Source organism: Kineosphaera limosa NBRC 100340 (assembly GCF_000298215.1).
Taxonomy (GTDB): domain Bacteria; phylum Actinomycetota; class Actinomycetes; order Actinomycetales; family Dermatophilaceae; genus Kineosphaera; species Kineosphaera limosa.
Genome location: NZ_BAHD01000047.1, coordinates 1 through 16,634, shown reverse-complemented (window position 1 = coordinate 16,634; position 16,634 = coordinate 1). Strand labels below are relative to the sequence as shown.

The window sequence follows — 16,634 nt, the reverse complement described above, 5'->3', positions numbered from 1 at the left end:
TCCTCCTGAGTGGGTTGAGTCCAAGACTGTGCGGCTGTCGAGGCGCTCAGCCGTCGACCGCGTGCAGTCGGCGAGCCGCCTCGGCCAGCGACCCCGACAACGACGGATAGACCGTAATGGTGCCGGCCATCTGGTCGACAGTGAGTTGCTGCTGCACGGCGAGCGCGATGGGGAAGATCAGTTCGCTGGCGCGCGGTGCGACGACGACGCCACCGATGACCGCGTTGCTGCCCGACCGGGCGAACAACTTGACGAAGCCCTCGCCGATGTTGTCCATCTTGGCCCGGGCGTTGGTGGCCAGCGGCATCATCACCGAACGCACGTTGTCGGCATCGGCGTCCGCGTCGGCCGCGGTGATGCCCACGGTCGCGATCTCCGGATCGGTGAAGATGTTCGCGCTGATGCCCTGGATCGACAGCGGGTGCACGGTGTCGCCGAGCGCGTGCGCCACCGCGATGCGCCCCTGCGTCGCCGCCACCGAGGCCAGCGGCAACACCCCGGTGCAGTCGCCGGCCGCGTAGATGCCGCGAACGCTGGTGCGCGACACCCGGTCGACGCTGATGTGGCCGCTGTCGGCGGTCGCCACCCCGACCTCCGCCAGCCCCAGGCCCTGGGTCTGGGGGACGGAGCCGACCGCGAGCAGCGCGTGCGATCCGGTGACCGTGCGGCCGTCGACCAGCCGCACCTCCACCTCCTCGCCGTGGCGCTCGACGGACTCGGCGCGGGACCGGTTGAGCACCTCCATCCCGCGGCGACGAAAGACGTCTTCGATGACCTCCGCGGCGTCGGGGTCCTCCCCCGGCAGCACCCGGTCGCGGGAGGAGACGAGCACGACCTCGCTGCCCAGATGCAGGTAGGCCTGCGCGAATTCGGCACCGGTGACACCGGATCCGACGACGATGAGGCGCCGCGGCACCTCCCGCAGAGCCCACACCTGCTGCCAGGTGAGAATGCGCGCGCCGTCCGGCTGCGCCGTCGGGAGGACGCGCGGGGAGGCGCCCGTCGCCAACAGGATCATGTCGGCGCTCAACCGCTCGCCGACCTCGCCGCGCGCACCGACGATGCCGACCGTGCGCTCGTCCAGCAGCCGTCCGCGGCCGCTGTGCACGGTGACGCCCGCGCGCTCCAAACCCTGCCGGATGTCGTGGCTTTGGGCCTGGGCGACCGCCATGATGCGGTCGTTGACCGCACCGAGGTCGACCCGCGGCACCAGGTCCTGCACCGGGTCGTCGGTCTGCGCACCCTCCACGTGATGGCGCACGCCCATGCGCGCGGCCCCGTCACCGACGCGACCCAAATAGCCGCCGGTGGCGACGAGCGCCTTGCTCGGGACGCAGTCGGTGAGCACCGCGGCGCCCCCCATGCCGTCGCTCTCCACGATGTCGACGTTCGCGCCCAACGCGGCGGCCACCAGCGCCGCCTCGTACCCGCCCGGACCGCCGCCGACGATGACCACCGAATCGCTGCTCACCCGCTCATCCTTCCAGGCGATCCCGACGTTGAGGGCCACGGGCTGTTCGGCTCGGCCGATCCGGTGGCGGCGGGAGGCCCACGCAGGTTGAGTACACGTACTCACGACAGGTGCCGGGTGTCGTACCAGGATGGGATTCACGGCGGTCAGCCCGCCCGCAGGAACAGGGGACCAGCGGGAACACGACGCGCCCAGACGGCCCGGACGCTCCACAGGGGGGAGCGCGCCGGGCCGTCCGTCTGCCGGCCGGACGCGGGCAGGGACTCAGGCCCCTCCCGCTGGCCCCACGGGGGTGGCAGGATGGGAGCCGCCCGGAAGGCTGTCCACAGACGGAGATCACGATGACTACCGCGACGCGTGGCGCGGCTTCCACCCGCTCACCGAAGACCACCGCTCAGCCCACCGCCCAGGCTTCCGCCCGACCGGTGGCGGCTGGCCCGACCGACCGCCCCACCACCTCGGCGACCACCGCGGCCGCGACCTCGACGCCGCCCGGCGCGGCGACCGTCGAGGCCGAGACCTCTGCTCTGCTCGGCGCGGCGCTGCGGCTACTGCCCCGCGCCTGTCTGGAGCCGGTGTTGCGCACCGGTTGCCCCTGGTTCGCGCAGCTACCGCCGGCCGCGGGCCGCCAGTGTCTTGCCGAATTCGACGCCGCCCGCCGCACCGACGACGCGGAGCGCTCCGTGGCGGACGTGCTCGATCGCTGGCGCGCCTCCGCCGCCGCGTTCACCGGCTGAACCCGCCCGGCAGACCCCGCCGCAAGTCCTCGTATACGGCGACCTGCGTCAGGGTGCACCCTGACGCTCAGCGCAACGGATGACTATCGGCGGGGAGTGCCTGCTGGGCCAGCAGGGCTTGCTCCGCCTGTTGCGCCTGGAGGCGCGCGGCGAAGGGGATGGTGGCCAGCAGCGCCGCTCCCAGGCGGATGGCGCCCTCGTCGACCACGAGGTCGCCGCGGTGCAGGTCGAAGGTCTCCCCGCCGGGAGGCCGGGTGCCCAGCCGGGCCAGCGCCCCCTCGCGGCCCTGCAACAGCCAGGCGAAGTCCTCGCCGCCCATCGACTGCTCGGTGTCGCGCACCCCGGCGGGGCCGATGGCCGCGGCGACGGCCGAACGCAACGTCCGTGCGCCCAGGGGGCTGTTGACCACGGGCGGCACCCCGCGGGTGTGTCGCAGCTCGGCGTGCACGCAGTAGGGCGCGGCGATCGACTGCACGAGCTCTTCGAGTAGCGGCGAAATGTTGCTCCACGCGATGGCGTCGAGCATCCGCAACGTCCCCCGCGCCTCCCCGACATCGGGGATGACGTTGGGCGCCGCACCCGAGTGCACCGATCCCCAGACGAGCGCGGCCGCGCTGCGGGGATCGAGCCGCCGCGAGAGGGCGGCGGGCAGGTCGGTGATGATCTTGGCCAGCGCGTACGTGACGTCCTGGGTCAGGTGCGGGCGGGAGGTGTGCCCACCGGAGCCGGTGACGATGACCCGCACCTCGTCGCTGGCCGCGGTGATCGCCCCCTCGCGGATGCCGACCTGCCCGAGGTCACGATGCGGGTCGCAGTGCAGCGCGAAACAGGCGTCCAGGCCCTCGACCAGCCCGCGGTCGAGCATGACTCGGGCCCCGCCGGGCATCGACTCCTCCGCCGGCTGGAACAGCGCCCGCACCCGCAAACCCCGCTCGATCAGCAGTTGCTCGTGGTCGGCCAGGGCGAGCACGGCCCCGACCAGGGCGGTGGCATGCACGTCGTGCCCGCAGGCGTGGCTGACCCCCGGCACGCGCGATCGGAACGGCAGGTCGGTGCGCTCCTGCAGCGGCAACGCGTCGATGTCGGCGCGCAGGCCCACGGCGTAGTCCGCGTCGGGGGCGCCGAGGTCGACGGTGAGGCCGGTCGGGTCCAGGCTCACGGTCTTACACCCCGCGGCGGCCAGGCGGCCGGCGATGACCTCGGAGGTGCGACTCTCCAACCAGGCCAACTCGGGGTTGGCGTGCAGGTCGCGGCGTAGCTCGATCAACTCCGGTTCCAAGCGCTGCAGGGAGGCGGTCAACCCGGAACTAATCGAAGGAGCTGTCACAAGATCGAGATTTTACGCGGAAATGCGCCGCCCCACCGCCGTCCCGAGCAGGTCGGGTGGCGGTGGGGCGGGTCGTCGGCGGGCGGGGGCGCCCCAGCGTTGCGATCAGAAGGCGTCCGGCGGGTTGTACATGCCCCACACGTCGCGCAGAGCGTTGCTCACCTCGCCACCGGTGGCGTGCGCGGCCAGCGCCTCCTTCATCGGGATCAGCACGTTCGTCGACCCCTGCGCGGCCTGGCGCACCGCATCGAGGGCACGCTCGACGGCGTCGTTGTCGCGGTCGGCGCGCAGCCGCTCGAGCCGGGCGCACTGCTCGGCCTCGATGGCGGGGTCGACCCGCAGCGGCTCGTACGGCTCCTCCTCCGGGATCGTGAACTTGTTGAGGCCCACGACGATCCGCTCGCCGGAGTCGGTCGCCAGCTGCTGGTCGTAGGCCGAGCGCTCGATCTCCTGCTTCTGGAAGCCCTGCTCGATGGCGCTGACGGCGCCGCCCTTGTCCTCGACCGCCTGGATGAGCTGCAGGATCTGCTCCTCCAGCTCGTTGGTCAGCGACTCGACGACGTAGGAGCCGGCGAACGGGTCGACGGTCTTGCAGACGTCGGTCTCGTAGGCGATGACCTGCTGGGTGCGCAGGGCCAGCCGCGCGGCCTTCTGCGTCGGCAGCGCGATGGCCTCGTCGAAGGAGTTGGTGTGCAGCGACTGGGTGCCGCCGAGCACCGCGCCCAGACCCTGCAGGGAGACGCGGATGAGGTTGACCTCGGGCTGCTGAGCGGTGAGCTGCACGCCGGCGGTCTGGGTGTGGAAGCGCAGCATCTGGCTCTTCGGGTTCTTGGCCCCGAACTCTTCCTTCATGATCCGCGCCCAGATGCGGCGGGCCGCGCGGAACTTGGCGACCTCCTCCAGGAGCGTCGTGCGGGCCACGAAGAAGAACGAGAGCCGCGGGGCGAACGTGTCGACATCCAGCCCGGCGGCCTGGGCGGCGCGCACGTACTCCTTGGCGTTGGCGAGGGTGAACGCGACCTCCTGCGCGGGCGTCGCCCCGGCCTCGGCCATGTGGTAGCCGGAGATGGAGATCGTGTTCCAGCGCGGGATGTTGTTGCTGCAGTAGGCGAAGATGTCGCTGATGAGGCGCAGCGACTCCTTCGGCGGGTAGATGTAGGTGCCGCGGGCGATGTACTCCTTGAGCACGTCGTTCTGGATGGTGCCCGTGAGCTTGTCGGCGGGGGCGCCCTGCTCGGCGGCCACGAGTTCGTACATGAGCAGCAGCGTGGAGGCGGGCGCGTTGATCGTCATCGACGTGCTGACCTTGTCCAGCGGCAGGCCGTCGAAGAGGATGCGCATGTCGTCGATGGAGTCGATCGCCACGCCGACCTTGCCGACCTCACCGCTGGCCAGCGGCGCGTCGGAGTCGTAACCCATCTGCGTGGGCAGGTCGAAGGCGACCGACAGGCCGCCGGTACCCGCCTCGACGAGCTGGCGGTAGCGCTCGTTGGATTCCTTGGCCGTGCCGAAGCCGGCGTACTGGCGCATCGTCCACGGTCGACCGGTGTACATCGAGGGGTACACGCCGCGGGTGAACGGATAGGAGCCCGGCTGGCCGAGCTTGTCGGCGGGGTCGAAGCCGTCGAGGGAGGCCGCCGTGTAGACGGACTCGATGGGTAGGTCTGACTCGGTGCGGGCCGTCGTTCCTGACATGAGGCTCAATCTAACGACCTACGACCCCCGCTGTGCCGGACATTGGTCCCCGGATAGCGGTGAGTCACAACCTTGTGTGCGGCGGGCGTGCCCGATCGCGGGCGACCGCGGCTCGCGCGCCGTTCGCCACGGGTCGCCACGGGTCGCTACGGGTCGCCGCGGGTCGCCGCGGGTCGCCACGGATCACCGTGGCGCTCAGGTGAGGTCGACCCGCCCGGAACTCTTCAGCGCGTCGACCAGCGACTTGACCTGCTGGGCGCGCTCGCGGGTGGTGACCAGCAGGGCGTCGGGGGTGTCGACGACGACGACGTCCTCGATGCCCAGGACCGCCACGAGTCGGTCGCCGGTGGTGGCGACGAAGCCGCTGGCGTCCCGCGCCAGCACCTGGCCGACCTCGCCCAATACGGCGACGCTGCGCTCACCCTCGTCCTCGCGGGGCTGCCCGACGCGGTGGCCCCGCCCGTCGACATAGGCCTGCGGAGGCAGCAGGTCGGGCAGGGAGTGAAAGTCACCGACGTCGTCCCAGGGAAAGTCGCCGCGGATCACGGCGACCCGCCCGTCGGCGGCCGCCGGCTCGGCGACCGCGTGGTCGATGGCGATCTTCGTCAACTCGGGCCAGCGCTGCGTCAGCGAGTCGGGGTCGGCGGCGATCGCCCGGAGCGAGTCGGCCAACAGGGGGTGATAAGTGCCGAGCACGTCCAGCAGCACGCTCGCCTTGACGACGAACATGCCTGCGTTCCAGCGGTATTGGCCAGTCTCGAGGTAGGCCCGGGCGGTCGGACCGTCGGGCTTCTCCACGAACGCCTGCACGCGGCGGGCGTGCGGGGCGCCGGGTACGTCCAGCCGCTGCCCCTCGTGGATATAGCCGAACCCGGAGGAGGGGAAGGCCGGCCGGATGCCGATCGTCACGACCTGCCCGGTGCGGGCCACCGCGACGGCCTCCTTGACCGCCTCCCGAAAATCCTGCTCGGCACCGACGACGTGGTCGGCGGCGAACGAGCCGATCACCGCGTCGGGGTCGTGCCGCTCGATGACCGCAGCGGCCCACCCGATGGCCGCCATCGAGTCGCGCGGGCTGGGCTCGGCGAGCAGCATCCCCGGGCCCTGGCCGCTCAACTGCGGCAGCTGCGCGGCGACCGCCTCCTGGTGGGCGACGCCGGTGACGACGACGAGCCGCGGCCCGCACAACGGCTCCAGCCGATCGGCGGTGGCCTGCAGCAGCGAGCGTCCGCGGCCGGTGAGGTCGTGCAGGAACTTCGGCGAGGAGGCCCGCGACAGCGGCCACAGCCGGGTGCCCGCCCCGCCGGCCGGGATGACCGCCCAGAAATCCGTCGGCGCGGCCGCGCTTGCCCCCGAATCCTCTTTTCCTGCCCCCTGATTCACGACATCCGCCTCGCTGTTCGTCGACTCGCTGGTCACCCGTCCACGCTAACCGACCGCTCGCCTCCCACAGCCCCGCGCGCCGAGCCCGGGCCCTGCCCGTTCGCCGGTTCGTCACCTGACATGGAGGTGGGCGTCGCCGGCCGGTCATCGGAGCAGGTCAGCGTGACATCGTGCGCGTCGCGATCGTTACCGAATCGTTCCTGCCCTCCCTCAACGGCGTTACGACCAGCGTCTGCCGGGCCGTCGAGGAGCTGTCCGCCCGCGGACACGAGGTGCAGATCATCGCTCCCGCTCCCGCCCCCACCAGCTACCGGGACGCCCCGGTGCACGCGGTGGCGAGCATCCCCGTCCGCCAGTTTCAGGTCGGGCTGCCCACCGGCGAGATCGAGGCGCTACTGGCCGACTTCCGCCCGGATGTCGTGCACGCCGCCTCACCGTTCGTGCTCGGTGCCCGCGGCCTGGTCGCCGCCCGGGCCCTGGGCATCACGGCCGTCGCGATCTACCAGACCGACATGGCCGGCTACGCCCTGATGCACTCCCACGGCCGGCTCGGCCGCCACCACGCGGGCCGCGCCGCCGCGGCCGCCACCTGGCGTTATCTGCGCTGGGTGCACTCGCACGCGCACCTGACCCTGGCGCCGAGCTCCAGCGCGTGCGCCGACCTGGCCGCCGCCGGCATCGGCTCGGTGCGCACGTGGGGACGCGGCGTCGACACCCGCCTGCACAACCCCGGCTGGCGCGACGACGCCGGCTGCCGGGCGCTGCGCCGCGGGCTGGCGCCCAAGGGGGAGACGATCGTCGGCTACGTCGGCCGCCTCGCCCCGGAGAAGGAGTTGCACCGGCTGCGGGCGCTGCGCGACCTGCCGGGCACCCGGCTCGTGGTCGTCGGCGACGGGCCCGGGCGCGCGCAGGCCGAGCGCGAACTGCCGAACGCCGTGTTCCTGGGCCGCCGCGAGGGCGACGACCTGGCCCGCGCCTACGCCGCCCTCGACGTCTTCGTGCACACCGGCACCCGCGAGACCTTCGGGCAGACGCTGCAGGAGGCCGCGGCGACGGCGCTGCCGATCGTCGCCCCCGCCGCCGGCGGGCCCCTCGACCTCGTCACCCACGGCGTCGACGGGCTGCTGTTCGACCCCGACGACAGCACCGACCTGCGCGCGCAGGTACAGACACTGACCGTCGACCCCAACGCCTGGCAGCGGCGCGCGCTGCTCGGGGAGAGCGCGCGGTTGCGGGTCGCGGAACGCTCGTGGGGGCGGATGGTCGAAGTGCTCGTCGGCCACTACGAGGCCGCGTGCTCCCGGAATCGGCTGGCCACCCAGTTACCCTGAGAGGACGACAACGCTTGTCAGGCGGGGGAATCGACGCTTGACGGGGCCCTGGGACTCCACGGGAGGGACAGCCGTGCGTGCTGCCGAACGACCCGCGCATGCCCGCGCGCACGCCTCCGCGAGCGCCCGGCGCCTGTTTCGCGCGGGCGGCGCTATGGCCACCGCGACCGTGCTGTGTGCCGGCCTCGCGGCACCCGCCCTCGCGGCACCCGGCCTCGCGCATCCCGACCCGCCGACCTTCGTATCGGCAGCTGCGGCAGGCAATCCCACGGCCGACCTCGCGACCGAGGGGCTGCTCGCCGGGCCGAATCCGGCCCCCTCCCCGGGCATCACCGAGCCCGTGGGGCCCGGGCGCCGCGGCGGTCCGCAGCTCGACCAGACGGGCGTCATCATCTACGACCGGCCCGCCGGAGTGCCGCGTCCGCCCGACTTCGCTGCGGGCGCCTACCTGCTGGCCAACCTCGACACCGGCGACGTGCTGCTGGCGCACAACGCGCACGTGCAGTCGCTGCCCGCCAGCACGATCAAGACGCTGACCGCGCTCGCGTTGCAGCCGGTGCTCGACCCCAACCAGGTCGTCAAGGCCACGGCAGAGGACGCCGCCGTCGACGGCACGAAGGTCGGCATGGATCCCGGTGCCTCGTACACCGTCGACCAGCTGTTGCACGCACTGATGATGTCGTCGGCCAACGACGCCGCCGTCGCCCTGGCCCGCGCGGCCGGGGGCCTCGACGTGGCCACCGGCCGGATGAACGAGGTGCTGCAGCAGATCGGCGCCGTCGACTCGCACGCCGCCAACACCAGCGGCCTCGACGCGGTGGGGCAGGTGACGACCGCCTACGACCTCGCGCTCATCGGGCGCGCCGCCGTCAACAACGAGGCCGTGCAGCGGTACGCGACGCAGCGGACCTTCGACTTTCCGGCCGGGCTCACCAAGAAGGGGCACCCCGAGCGCGGCCAGTACCAGATCAGCAACCACAACAAGCTGCTGTGGAACTACGAGGGCACCATCGGGGTCAAGAACGGCTACACGATCAAGGCCCGACAGACCTACATCGGCGCCGTGCGCCGCGGCGATCAGGCCTACCTCGTGACCTATCTCGCCGGTAACGGCGGCGGGTGGCGCGCCACGGCCGACCTGCTCGACTGGGCGTTCGAGTACGGGCCCAAGCTCAAGCCGATCGGCACCCTCAATCAGCCCGAGGCCCCCGCTGCGACCGCGGATGCCGAACATGCCGCGGCCGCCGTGGCGATCGACCCGCAGGCCCTCGGCGGCGACGACTCCGGCGGGCTGACCAAGCCGCTCGTGATCATCGGTGTGGTGCTGACCGCGCTGGGGGCCACCGTCGTGGCGCTGCGGATCCGCGCCGTCCGGCGCATCCGCGCCCGGCGCGCCCGCATGGCCGGCTGACCGTCGCCGGCGTTAGGGGACCTCGCCCAGCAGGTGGCCGGTGAACGGAAACCCCGCGTCGATCTCCCACTGGTGCGCGGCGTCGCGCAGGTAGAGCACGACCTCATCGGCGACGAACGCGGCGTGCACCCCGCGACACTCCCGCTCCGCCTCATCGAGGGCCTGCTCGGAGATGTTGTGCCCGATCGTCACGTGCGGGTGGTACGAGAACGCGAGATCGCGGGCCAGCGGGCCGCTGCGCACCTGTGAGGCCAGCGCCGCGCACGCCCGCCCGCCCCGCACGAGCGGCACGAAAACCACCGGTGAGACCGGCCGAAACGAGTCGGTGCCCAGCAGCTCGATGGTGAACGGCACGGTGCGCCCGGCGATCCGCGCAAGGTGCTCACGCACGAGCGGCATGTCGGGGTCGTCGACGACTGTCGGCGGCAGGATCGTCACGTGGGTGGGGATCGTCGCGGCCTGGCTGTCGCCGTACGACAGCCGCGCCTCTTTCAACGACGTCGCCAACGGCTCGGGCACCGCGATCGCAACCCCGATCGTCTGCTGATCGGGCCCGGCCGCCACGATCTGACCGCCCGCCGCGGGCAGGCTCTGTTCAGCAGCCTCCTTGTCGTGCACGTGCCGCACCCTAAGCCTGCGGCGCCAGGATGCCGACGCGGTCGTAGACGCGGGCCATCTTGACCTCCGCCAACTGCCGCGCCCGGTCCGCGCCGTCGGCGAGGATGCGGTCGAGCTCGGCCGGGTCGTCCAACAGCGCCAACGCGCGGGCGCGGAACGGCTCGACGACTCCCACCACGACCTCCGCCAAATCCTTTTTCAAGTCGCCGTAACCCTTGCCGGCGTAGCGCTCCTCCAGCTCGGGAATCGACTCCCCGGCCAGCGCAGAGTAGATGCGCAGGAGGTTCGCGATGCCGGGCTTGGCCTCCTCGTCGAACCGGATCTCGCGCTCGGTGTCGGTGACCGCCGACCTGATCCGCTTGGCCACCACCTTGGGGTCGGCGAGCATGTCGATGACCCCGTTCTGGCTCTCGGCCGACTTGCTCATCTTGGCCGTCGGCTCTTGCAGGTCGGTGATCTTGGCCGTCGCCTTGACGATGTACGGCTCGGGCACCACGAACGTCTGCCCGAAGCGGGAGTTGAACCGCTGCGCCAGATTGCGGGTCAACTCCAGGTGCTGGCGCTGGTCCTCCCCCACCGGCACCTTGGCCGCGTCGTAGAGCAGGATGTCGGCGGCCATGAGAATCGGATAGGTGAACAGGCCGACGTTCGCACCGTCCTGACCGTGGCGAGCCGACTTGTCCTTGAACTGGGTCATGCGGGCGGCCTCGCCGAAGCCCGTGATGCACGAGAGCACCCAGGCCAGCTGCGAGTGCCCAGCGACGTGGCTCTGCACGAAGACCGCCGAGCGCGCCGGGTCGATGCCGCCGGCCAGGTATTGCGCGGCGGTGACGCGGGTGCGCTGACGCAGCACCTTGGGGTCGGTGTCCAACGTCAGCGAGTGCAGGTCGACCACGCAGTAGATGGGGTCGAACTGCTCCTGCATCGCCACCCACTGCACCAACGCACCCAAGTAGTTGCCCAGGTGCAGCGAATCGCTCGTGGGCTGCATGCCGGAGAACAGACGGGGTCGGCCGGTGGAGGTGGAGGGCATGCTCGCCATTCTCGCACCAGAGGGTGGGTGACAGCGCCCGGCCCACCCTCTGGTGAGGCCCGCGGACGGTCGAGCTACTCGTGAGTACGCGTCTGCCGCAACTCGCCGACGAGCGGAACGACCTGCGCGATGGAGTCCAGCACCCGCGTCGCCTGATACGGGAACGTGTTGACCATGTCGGGCCGAGTGGAGCCCGTCATCACCAGGATCGTGCGCAGCCCCGCCTCCAGCCCGGAGACGACGTCGGTGTCCATACGGTCGCCCACCATGACCGTCGATTCGGAGTGCGCGTCGATCCGGTTCAGGGCCGTGCGCATCATCAGCGGATTGGGTTTGCCCAGGTAGTAGGGGGTGGCGCCGGTCGCGCGGGTGATCAGCGCGGCGACCGACCCGCAGCCCGGCAGGGTCCCCTCCGGAGAGGGGCCGCTGGGGTCGGGGTTGGTCGCGACGAACCGCGCGCCCGCTTCGATGAGCCGGATCGCGCGGGTGATCGTCTCGAAGGAGTAGGTGCGGGTCTCGCCGAGCACGACGTAATCGGGCTCGCGTTCGGTCAGCACGTAGCCGGCGTCGTGCAGCGCCGTCGTCATCCCGGCCTCGCCGATGACATACGCAGTGCCGCCCGGCCGCTGCTGCGCCAGGGAGGCCGCCGTGGCCATCGCGGAGGTCCAGATCGCCTCCTCCGGCACGTCGATGCCGCTGGCGCGCAGCCGGGCCCGCAGGTCGCGCGGGGTGTAGATCGAGTTGTTCGTCAGGATCTGAAACCGGCAGTCGTGCTCGATGAGCGCGGCGATGAACTCCGCCGCCCCGGGGATGGCCCGCTCCTCGTGCACGAGCACGCCGTCCATGTCCGTCAGCCAGCATTCCACCGGTCGGGGTCGCGTCATGAGGCCATTATCGAGGAGGCCGACGGCCCGGCCACCGCTTGGCGACCGGGCCGTTTGCGGGTGCTGCTCAGCTTTGCAGCGCGTCGATGATCTCGTTGAAGGTCTGGCTGGGGCGCATCGCCGCGGCGGCCTTCTCGGCATCCGGCTTGTAGTAGCCGCCGAGGTCGACCGGGTCGCCCTGGGCGCCGATGAGCTCTTCGGTGATCTTCGCCTCCTGTTCACCGAGCTTTTCGGCGACGGCGGTGAAGCGCTCCTTCAGCTCGGCGTCCTCGTCCTGCGCCGCCAGTGCCTGGGCCCAGTACAGCGCGAGGTAGAAGTGGCTGCCGCGGTTGTCGATCGAACCGAGCTTGCGGGACGGCGACTTGTTCTCCTCGAGGAACTTGGCGATCGCCTCGTCGAGGGTCGTCGCCAGCACCTTGGCCTTCTCGTTGCCGTAATGCTCGCCGAGGTGCTCCAGGCTCGCGCCGAGCGCGGAGAACTCACCGAGGGAATCCCAGCGCAGGTAGTCCTCCTTGACGAACTGCTGCACGTGCTTGGGGGCCGAGCCTCCCGCTCCGGTCTCGAAGAGCCCGCCGCCGTTGAGCAGCGGCACGACCGAGAGCATCTTGGCGCTCGTGCCGAGTTCGAGAATCGGAAACAGGTCCGTCAGGTAATCACGCAACACGTTTCCGGTCACGGAGATCGTGTCTTCGCCCTTGCGAATGCGCTCCAGGCAGTACCGCATGGCCTCGACCGGGGGCTTGATGACGATTTCGAGCCCTTCGGTGTCGTGGTCGGCCAGGTACTTGTGCACCTTGGTGATGACGTTGCGGTCGTGCGCGCGCTTGTCGTCCAGATAGAAGCAGGCCGGGGCGCCGGTGGCGCGGGCGCGGGTGACGGCGAGCTTGACCCAGTCCTGAATCGGGATGTCGCGCACCCGGCTCATCCGCCAGATGTCGCCCTTTTCGACGTTGTGCTCGGTGAGCACAGAGCCGTCGGACATGAGCACCTTGACCGTGCCGTCTGCCGGCATCACGAAGGTCGTCGGGTGCGAGCCGTACTCCTCGGCCTTCTGGGCCATGAGGCCGACGTTCGGCACCGAACCCATCGTGGCCGGGTCGAGCGCGCCATTGCGCTTGCAGTCCTCGATGACCTCGGCGTACATCGGGCCGTAGGAGCGGTCGGGCACCATCGCGAGCGTCTCACTCTGGCCACCTTCGGCATTCCACATCTGCCCCGAATCGCGCACGACGACCGGCATCGAGGCGTCGATGATGACGTCGCTGGGCACGTGCAGGTTGGTGATGCCGCGGTCGGAGTCGACCATCGCCAGCTGCGGGCGCTCGGCGTAGCAGGCCTCGAAGTCGGCCTCGATCTCCTTGCGCTTGTCCTCCGGCAGCTCCTTGAGTTGCTCAAGCACCGAGCCCAGACCGACGTTGGGGTTGACGGCCAACTCCTCGAACGTCTCCTTGTGCTTGGTGAAGACCGGCTCGAAGAAGGCCGTGACGCCGTAGCCGAAGAGCACCGGGTCAGAGACCTTCATCATCGTCGCCTTGAGGTGCAGCGACAGCAGTAGCTCTTCGGCCTTGGCGATCTCGATTTGCTTCTTGTAGAACGCCTGCAGCGCGGCGGCCGACATGAAGGTCGTGCTGACGATCTCGCCGTCGAGCACCTTGATGCCGTCCTTGAGCGTTTCGGTGCCTTGGCTGTTGGTGAGCACGATGCTCAAGGTGTCGCCCTTGGAGACGACGACCGACTTCTCGTTGCCGTAGAAGTCACCGGCGGTCATCGACGCGACGCGCGCCTTGTTGTCGGCCGACCATGCGCCGAGGCGGTGCGGGTGCTTCTTGGCGAAATTCTTCACCGACGCCGGAGCGCGGCGGTCGGAGTTGCCCTCGCGCAGCACCGGGTTGACGGCCGAGCCGAGCACCTTGGCGTAGGCCTCCTGGGCCTTCTTCTCATCGTCGGTGCTGGGGTTGTCGGGGTAATTCGGGATGTCGTAACCCTGCCCCTGCAGCTCCTTGATCGCGGCCTTGAGCTGCGGCACGGAGGCGGAGATATTCGGCAGCTTGATGATGTTGGCGTCGGGGCTCTGGGTGAGCTCGCCGAGCTTGGCCAGGTTGTCCTCGATCCGCTGATCCTCATCGAGGCGGTCGGGGAACTGGGCCAGGATGCGGCCGGCCAGCGAGATGTCGCTGCTGACCACGTCGATGCCCGTGCGGGCGGTGAAGGCCCGCACGATCGGCAGGAACGACCAGCTGGCCAGGGCCGGCGCCTCGTCGATCTGGGTCCAGACGATCTGCTGTGCTTTCGCTTCGGTCACCTGCGGGGCTCCTTCGTCTACGGCAGGACGGGTTCGCGCCCCAAGATACCTTGATATCGAGATACTTGGTGGCGGATCGCGGCGGCCACGGCTGGGTGCGTCACGCAGGGGCGCCCGGCGGTGGAGCGCCGGCGGTTGACTCGACCCTACCCACGATGGGCAAAGATGGGCACATGCCCAGCAACGCCTACCCGCACCTCGTCTTCGCCACGGACGCCGACACCCTGCCCCGCGCGGCGCTCGAGGAGGTCGTGGCCTCGGTGTTCGCCGGGCGCGAGCCCGCCCCCACGGTCGAGCAGGGCTCGCTGCAGGCCATCGTGCGGCTCGGCGACTACGCCTTCACCTTCTGGTACGACGACGAATCCGACGGCATGGGCGAGCACTACGCCGGCTACGCCCCCACGTTGAAGCGGCGCCGAATCTCGCGCTGCAGCACGATGATCGACGCTTCTGGCGATGCCGATGCCGATGGTTCGCACGCCTCGGAGGCGGCGGCGTTGTTCGGGGCGCTGTCGCAGCGGCCCGGCGTGTATGTGTTCAGTGAGGACGCCAAGGCGTTCGTTGGGCTCGATGAGGCCGACCCGTTCGCCGACGCTCCGGTTGCGGCTCCTCCCGTTGCGTCGTCGCCTGCTCCGGAGGCGGAGCGCGCGGCCGAGGCCGTCCCGATGCCGGTGGCCGAGCTGGCGGCCGAAGCCGTCCCCATGCCGGTGGCCGAGCCCGCGGCCGAGCCCGTCCCCATGCCGGTGGCCGAGCCCGCGGTCGAAGCCGTCCCGATGCCCGAGCCCGCTCCGATTCCCGAGCCGGAGCCCGCCACCGAGAGTGAGTCGGCCCCCGAGCCTGACGCGGCCCCCCTGCCCGAAGCGACTCCCGAGGCCGACGCGGCCCCCCTGCCGGAGCCGGTACTCACCCCTGTGCCCGCCGCCCCTGCGACCGCGCCGCCGGAGGCGGCGGTGGAGCAGCCGGCCCTGGAGGAGGAGCCTGCCGCGCCCGCGGAGTTCCAGCCCGCCGAACAGCCCGCACCGGCCGAGCCGGTGGTAGCCCCGGAGGAGCCGGTGGCAGCACCGGAGGAACCCGCCGCGCTGTCCGAGTTGGCGCCGCAGAGTCCGGCGACGGAGGCCGACACGCCCGAGACTCCCGCTCCGGCGCACCAGCCCGAAGCCGCCCCGCAGCCGTCGGAGGCGCCCGCCGAGCCGCAGCCGAGCACGCCGGAGCAGGCGCCGAGCGCCGAACCGACGCACCAGCCGCAGGGCGAGCCCGAACAGAAGGAAGGCGGCTTCCTCAAGCGCCTCTTCGGGCGTCGCCGCTGATCAACGCATCGCACGCCCTCCGCCCGGCCCGCCGTGCGCTTCGACGCGGGGCCGGACCTGGGCGTGCGGTAACTGGGCCGCCCGCCACAGTTACGGCCCGGGCGACCCAGATTCCCCTCCGCCGCGTCCGCGAATTCGAGGCAGGGAGTAGCCTTCTCGACCGTGCCCGGGGTCGCGAGGTCGGCTGCCCGGGCGTCCTCACGCCCCACAATGGAGTCGGCGCGTACACGAGTTCTATTGAGAAGCAAGGATTTTCCCCATGCAGACTCCCGCTCTAACCCATCGCCTGGGCGCCGAGGCGCTCGGCACGTTCTGGCTCGTCTTCGGTGGCTGCGGTAGCGCCATCTTCGCGGCCCACTTCATGCACGCCAGCGACCCGGTCAACATGGGCATCGGGTTCCTCGGTGTCGCCCTCGCGTTCGGGCTGACGGTGCTGACCATGGCCTACGCGGTGGGCCACGTCTCCGGTGGGCACTTCAACCCGGCCGTGACCATCGGCTGCGCGGTGGCCAAGCGGTTCCCGTGGAAGGACGTGCCGGCCTAAGTCATCACCCAGGTCGTCGCGGGCCTGATCGCCGGTGTGGCGCTGTTCGTCATCGCCACCGGTCGCGAGGGCTTCACCGCCGCAGGCAACTTCGCCGCCAACGGCTTTGGTGAGGCGTCGCCCGGCGGCTACGGTCTGGGCGCGGCGTTCCTCGCCGAGGCGCTGCTGACCGCGGTCTTCCTCTACATCATCCTGGGCGCCACCGACGGCCGCGCGCCCGTGGGCTTCGCGCCGATCGCCATCGGCCTGGGTCTCACGCTGATCCACCTCATCTCGATCCCGATCACCAACACCTCCGTGAACCCGGCCCGCTCCACCGCCGTCGCGTTCTTCAACGGCGGCGACGCGCCCGCGCAGCTGTGGCTGTTCTGGCTCGCGCCGATCATCGGTGCCGCGATCGCCGGTGCCACCTACGCCCTGATCACCGGCGAGCGTCGCGCCGGCGTCGACATCGAGGGCGAGACGGCCGCCTGAGGCAGCCAGCCTCCCGCGCGCACACGGCGGGCCACCCGAGCAAGGGTGGCCCGCCGTTCGTGTGCCCCGCCGCCACCCCTCCCCATTTGCCGACGGCTGCGGTCCCTGCCGACCGGA

The 16,634-nt window shown here is 71.1% G+C and carries 12 protein-coding genes and 1 pseudogene; 5 read left to right on the top strand and 8 right to left on the bottom strand.

Translation table 11 applies throughout. From position 1 onward, the window contains the following. Positions 1 to 46 precede the first annotated feature (46 nt). Positions 47 to 1,471, bottom strand: coding sequence for an NAD(P)H-quinone dehydrogenase (locus tag KILIM_RS13595; RefSeq protein ID WP_040563398.1), 1,425 nt, complete (start codon positions 1,469 to 1,471; stop codon positions 47 to 49). A gap of 341 nt (positions 1,472 to 1,812) precedes the next feature. Between KILIM_RS13595 and KILIM_RS13590 the strand changes: the two genes are divergently transcribed. Beyond that, a complete protein-coding gene (locus tag KILIM_RS13590; protein WP_006593283.1) occupies positions 1,813 to 2,208 on the top strand; it encodes a hypothetical protein in 396 nt (131 codons plus the stop codon). Positions 2,209 to 2,275: 67 nt separating this feature from the next. Here the strand turns inward: KILIM_RS13590 and KILIM_RS13585 are convergent, their stop codons facing one another. The 3 genes from KILIM_RS13585 to KILIM_RS13575 form a co-directional block, all read right to left on the bottom strand. Next, positions 2,276 to 3,508 carry an amidohydrolase gene (locus tag KILIM_RS13585; protein ID WP_040563393.1) on the bottom strand — a complete coding sequence of 411 codons (1,233 nt, stop codon included), beginning with the start codon at positions 3,506 to 3,508 and terminating at the stop codon, positions 2,276 to 2,278. A 132-nt stretch (positions 3,509 to 3,640) separates the two neighbouring features. Then, positions 3,641 to 5,230 carry an acyl-CoA mutase large subunit family protein gene (locus KILIM_RS13580; protein WP_040563391.1) on the bottom strand — a complete coding sequence of 530 codons (1,590 nt, stop codon included), beginning with the start codon at positions 5,228 to 5,230 and terminating at the stop codon, positions 3,641 to 3,643. A 195-nt stretch (positions 5,231 to 5,425) separates the two neighbouring features. After that, entirely contained in the window at positions 5,426 to 6,613 is a 1,188-nt protein-coding gene (locus tag KILIM_RS13575; RefSeq protein WP_051988792.1) for a mannose-1-phosphate guanylyltransferase, read from the bottom strand. A 170-nt stretch (positions 6,614 to 6,783) separates the two neighbouring features. Between KILIM_RS13575 and KILIM_RS13570 the strand changes: the two genes are divergently transcribed. Together KILIM_RS13570 and KILIM_RS13565 are read left to right on the top strand one after the other, a co-directional pair. After that, positions 6,784 to 7,944 carry a glycosyltransferase family 4 protein gene (locus tag KILIM_RS13570; protein WP_006593279.1) on the top strand — a complete coding sequence of 387 codons (1,161 nt, stop codon included), beginning with the start codon at positions 6,784 to 6,786 and terminating at the stop codon, positions 7,942 to 7,944. Between the two features lie 154 nt (positions 7,945 to 8,098). After that, positions 8,099 to 9,355 (top strand): D-alanyl-D-alanine carboxypeptidase family protein, encoded by a 1,257-nt coding sequence (locus KILIM_RS13565; RefSeq protein ID WP_006593278.1) that lies wholly within the window; start codon positions 8,099 to 8,101, stop codon positions 9,353 to 9,355. A 12-nt stretch (positions 9,356 to 9,367) separates the two neighbouring features. Here KILIM_RS13565 and KILIM_RS13560 read toward each other — a convergent pair whose 3' ends face one another. The 4 genes from KILIM_RS13560 to KILIM_RS13545 form a co-directional block, all read right to left on the bottom strand. After that, positions 9,368 to 9,973 carry a 2'-5' RNA ligase family protein gene (locus KILIM_RS13560; RefSeq protein WP_157551713.1) on the bottom strand — a complete coding sequence of 202 codons (606 nt, stop codon included), beginning with the start codon at positions 9,971 to 9,973 and terminating at the stop codon, positions 9,368 to 9,370. Positions 9,974 to 9,983: 10 nt separating this feature from the next. Continuing rightward, positions 9,984 to 11,006: a tryptophan--tRNA ligase gene (gene trpS, locus KILIM_RS13555; protein ID WP_006593276.1), complete on the bottom strand. Its 1,023-nt coding sequence runs from the start codon at positions 11,004 to 11,006 to the stop codon at positions 9,984 to 9,986. Positions 11,007 to 11,080: 74 nt separating this feature from the next. Continuing rightward, a complete protein-coding gene (locus KILIM_RS13550) occupies positions 11,081 to 11,890 on the bottom strand; it encodes an HAD-IIA family hydrolase (protein WP_040563389.1) in 810 nt (269 codons plus the stop codon). A gap of 67 nt (positions 11,891 to 11,957) precedes the next feature. Continuing rightward, complete coding sequence (locus tag KILIM_RS13545; RefSeq protein WP_006593274.1) at positions 11,958 to 14,192, bottom strand: NADP-dependent isocitrate dehydrogenase; 2,235 nt, start codon at positions 14,190 to 14,192, stop codon at positions 11,958 to 11,960. A gap of 173 nt (positions 14,193 to 14,365) precedes the next feature. Here KILIM_RS13545 and KILIM_RS22485 point away from each other — a divergent pair, with 173 nt between their 5' ends. Further along, positions 14,366 to 15,499, top strand: coding sequence for a hypothetical protein (locus tag KILIM_RS22485; protein WP_006593273.1), 1,134 nt, complete (start codon positions 14,366 to 14,368; stop codon positions 15,497 to 15,499). A 259-nt stretch (positions 15,500 to 15,758) separates the two neighbouring features. Beyond that, a pseudogene (gene aqpZ, locus KILIM_RS13530) lies at positions 15,759 to 16,517 on the top strand (aquaporin Z). Positions 16,518 to 16,634: the final 117 nt, after the last annotated feature.

Excerpts from the sequence above, each read along its gene's own strand:
- KILIM_RS13590 (WP_006593283.1), top strand. The coding sequence starts at position 1,813 with ATGACTACCGCGACGCGTGGCGCGGCTTCCACCCGCTCACCGAAGACC.
- KILIM_RS13580 (WP_040563391.1), bottom strand. The coding sequence starts at position 5,230 with ATGTCAGGAACGACGGCCCGCACCGAGTCAGACCTACCCATCGAGTCC.
- KILIM_RS13565 (WP_006593278.1), top strand. The coding sequence starts at position 8,099 with ATGGCCACCGCGACCGTGCTGTGTGCCGGCCTCGCGGCACCCGCCCTC.
- trpS (WP_006593276.1), bottom strand. The coding sequence starts at position 11,006 with ATGCCCTCCACCTCCACCGGCCGACCCCGTCTGTTCTCCGGCATGCAG.
- KILIM_RS13550 (WP_040563389.1), bottom strand. The coding sequence starts at position 11,890 with ATGACGCGACCCCGACCGGTGGAATGCTGGCTGACGGACATGGACGGC.
- KILIM_RS22485 (WP_006593273.1), top strand. The coding sequence starts at position 14,366 with ATGCCCAGCAACGCCTACCCGCACCTCGTCTTCGCCACGGACGCCGAC.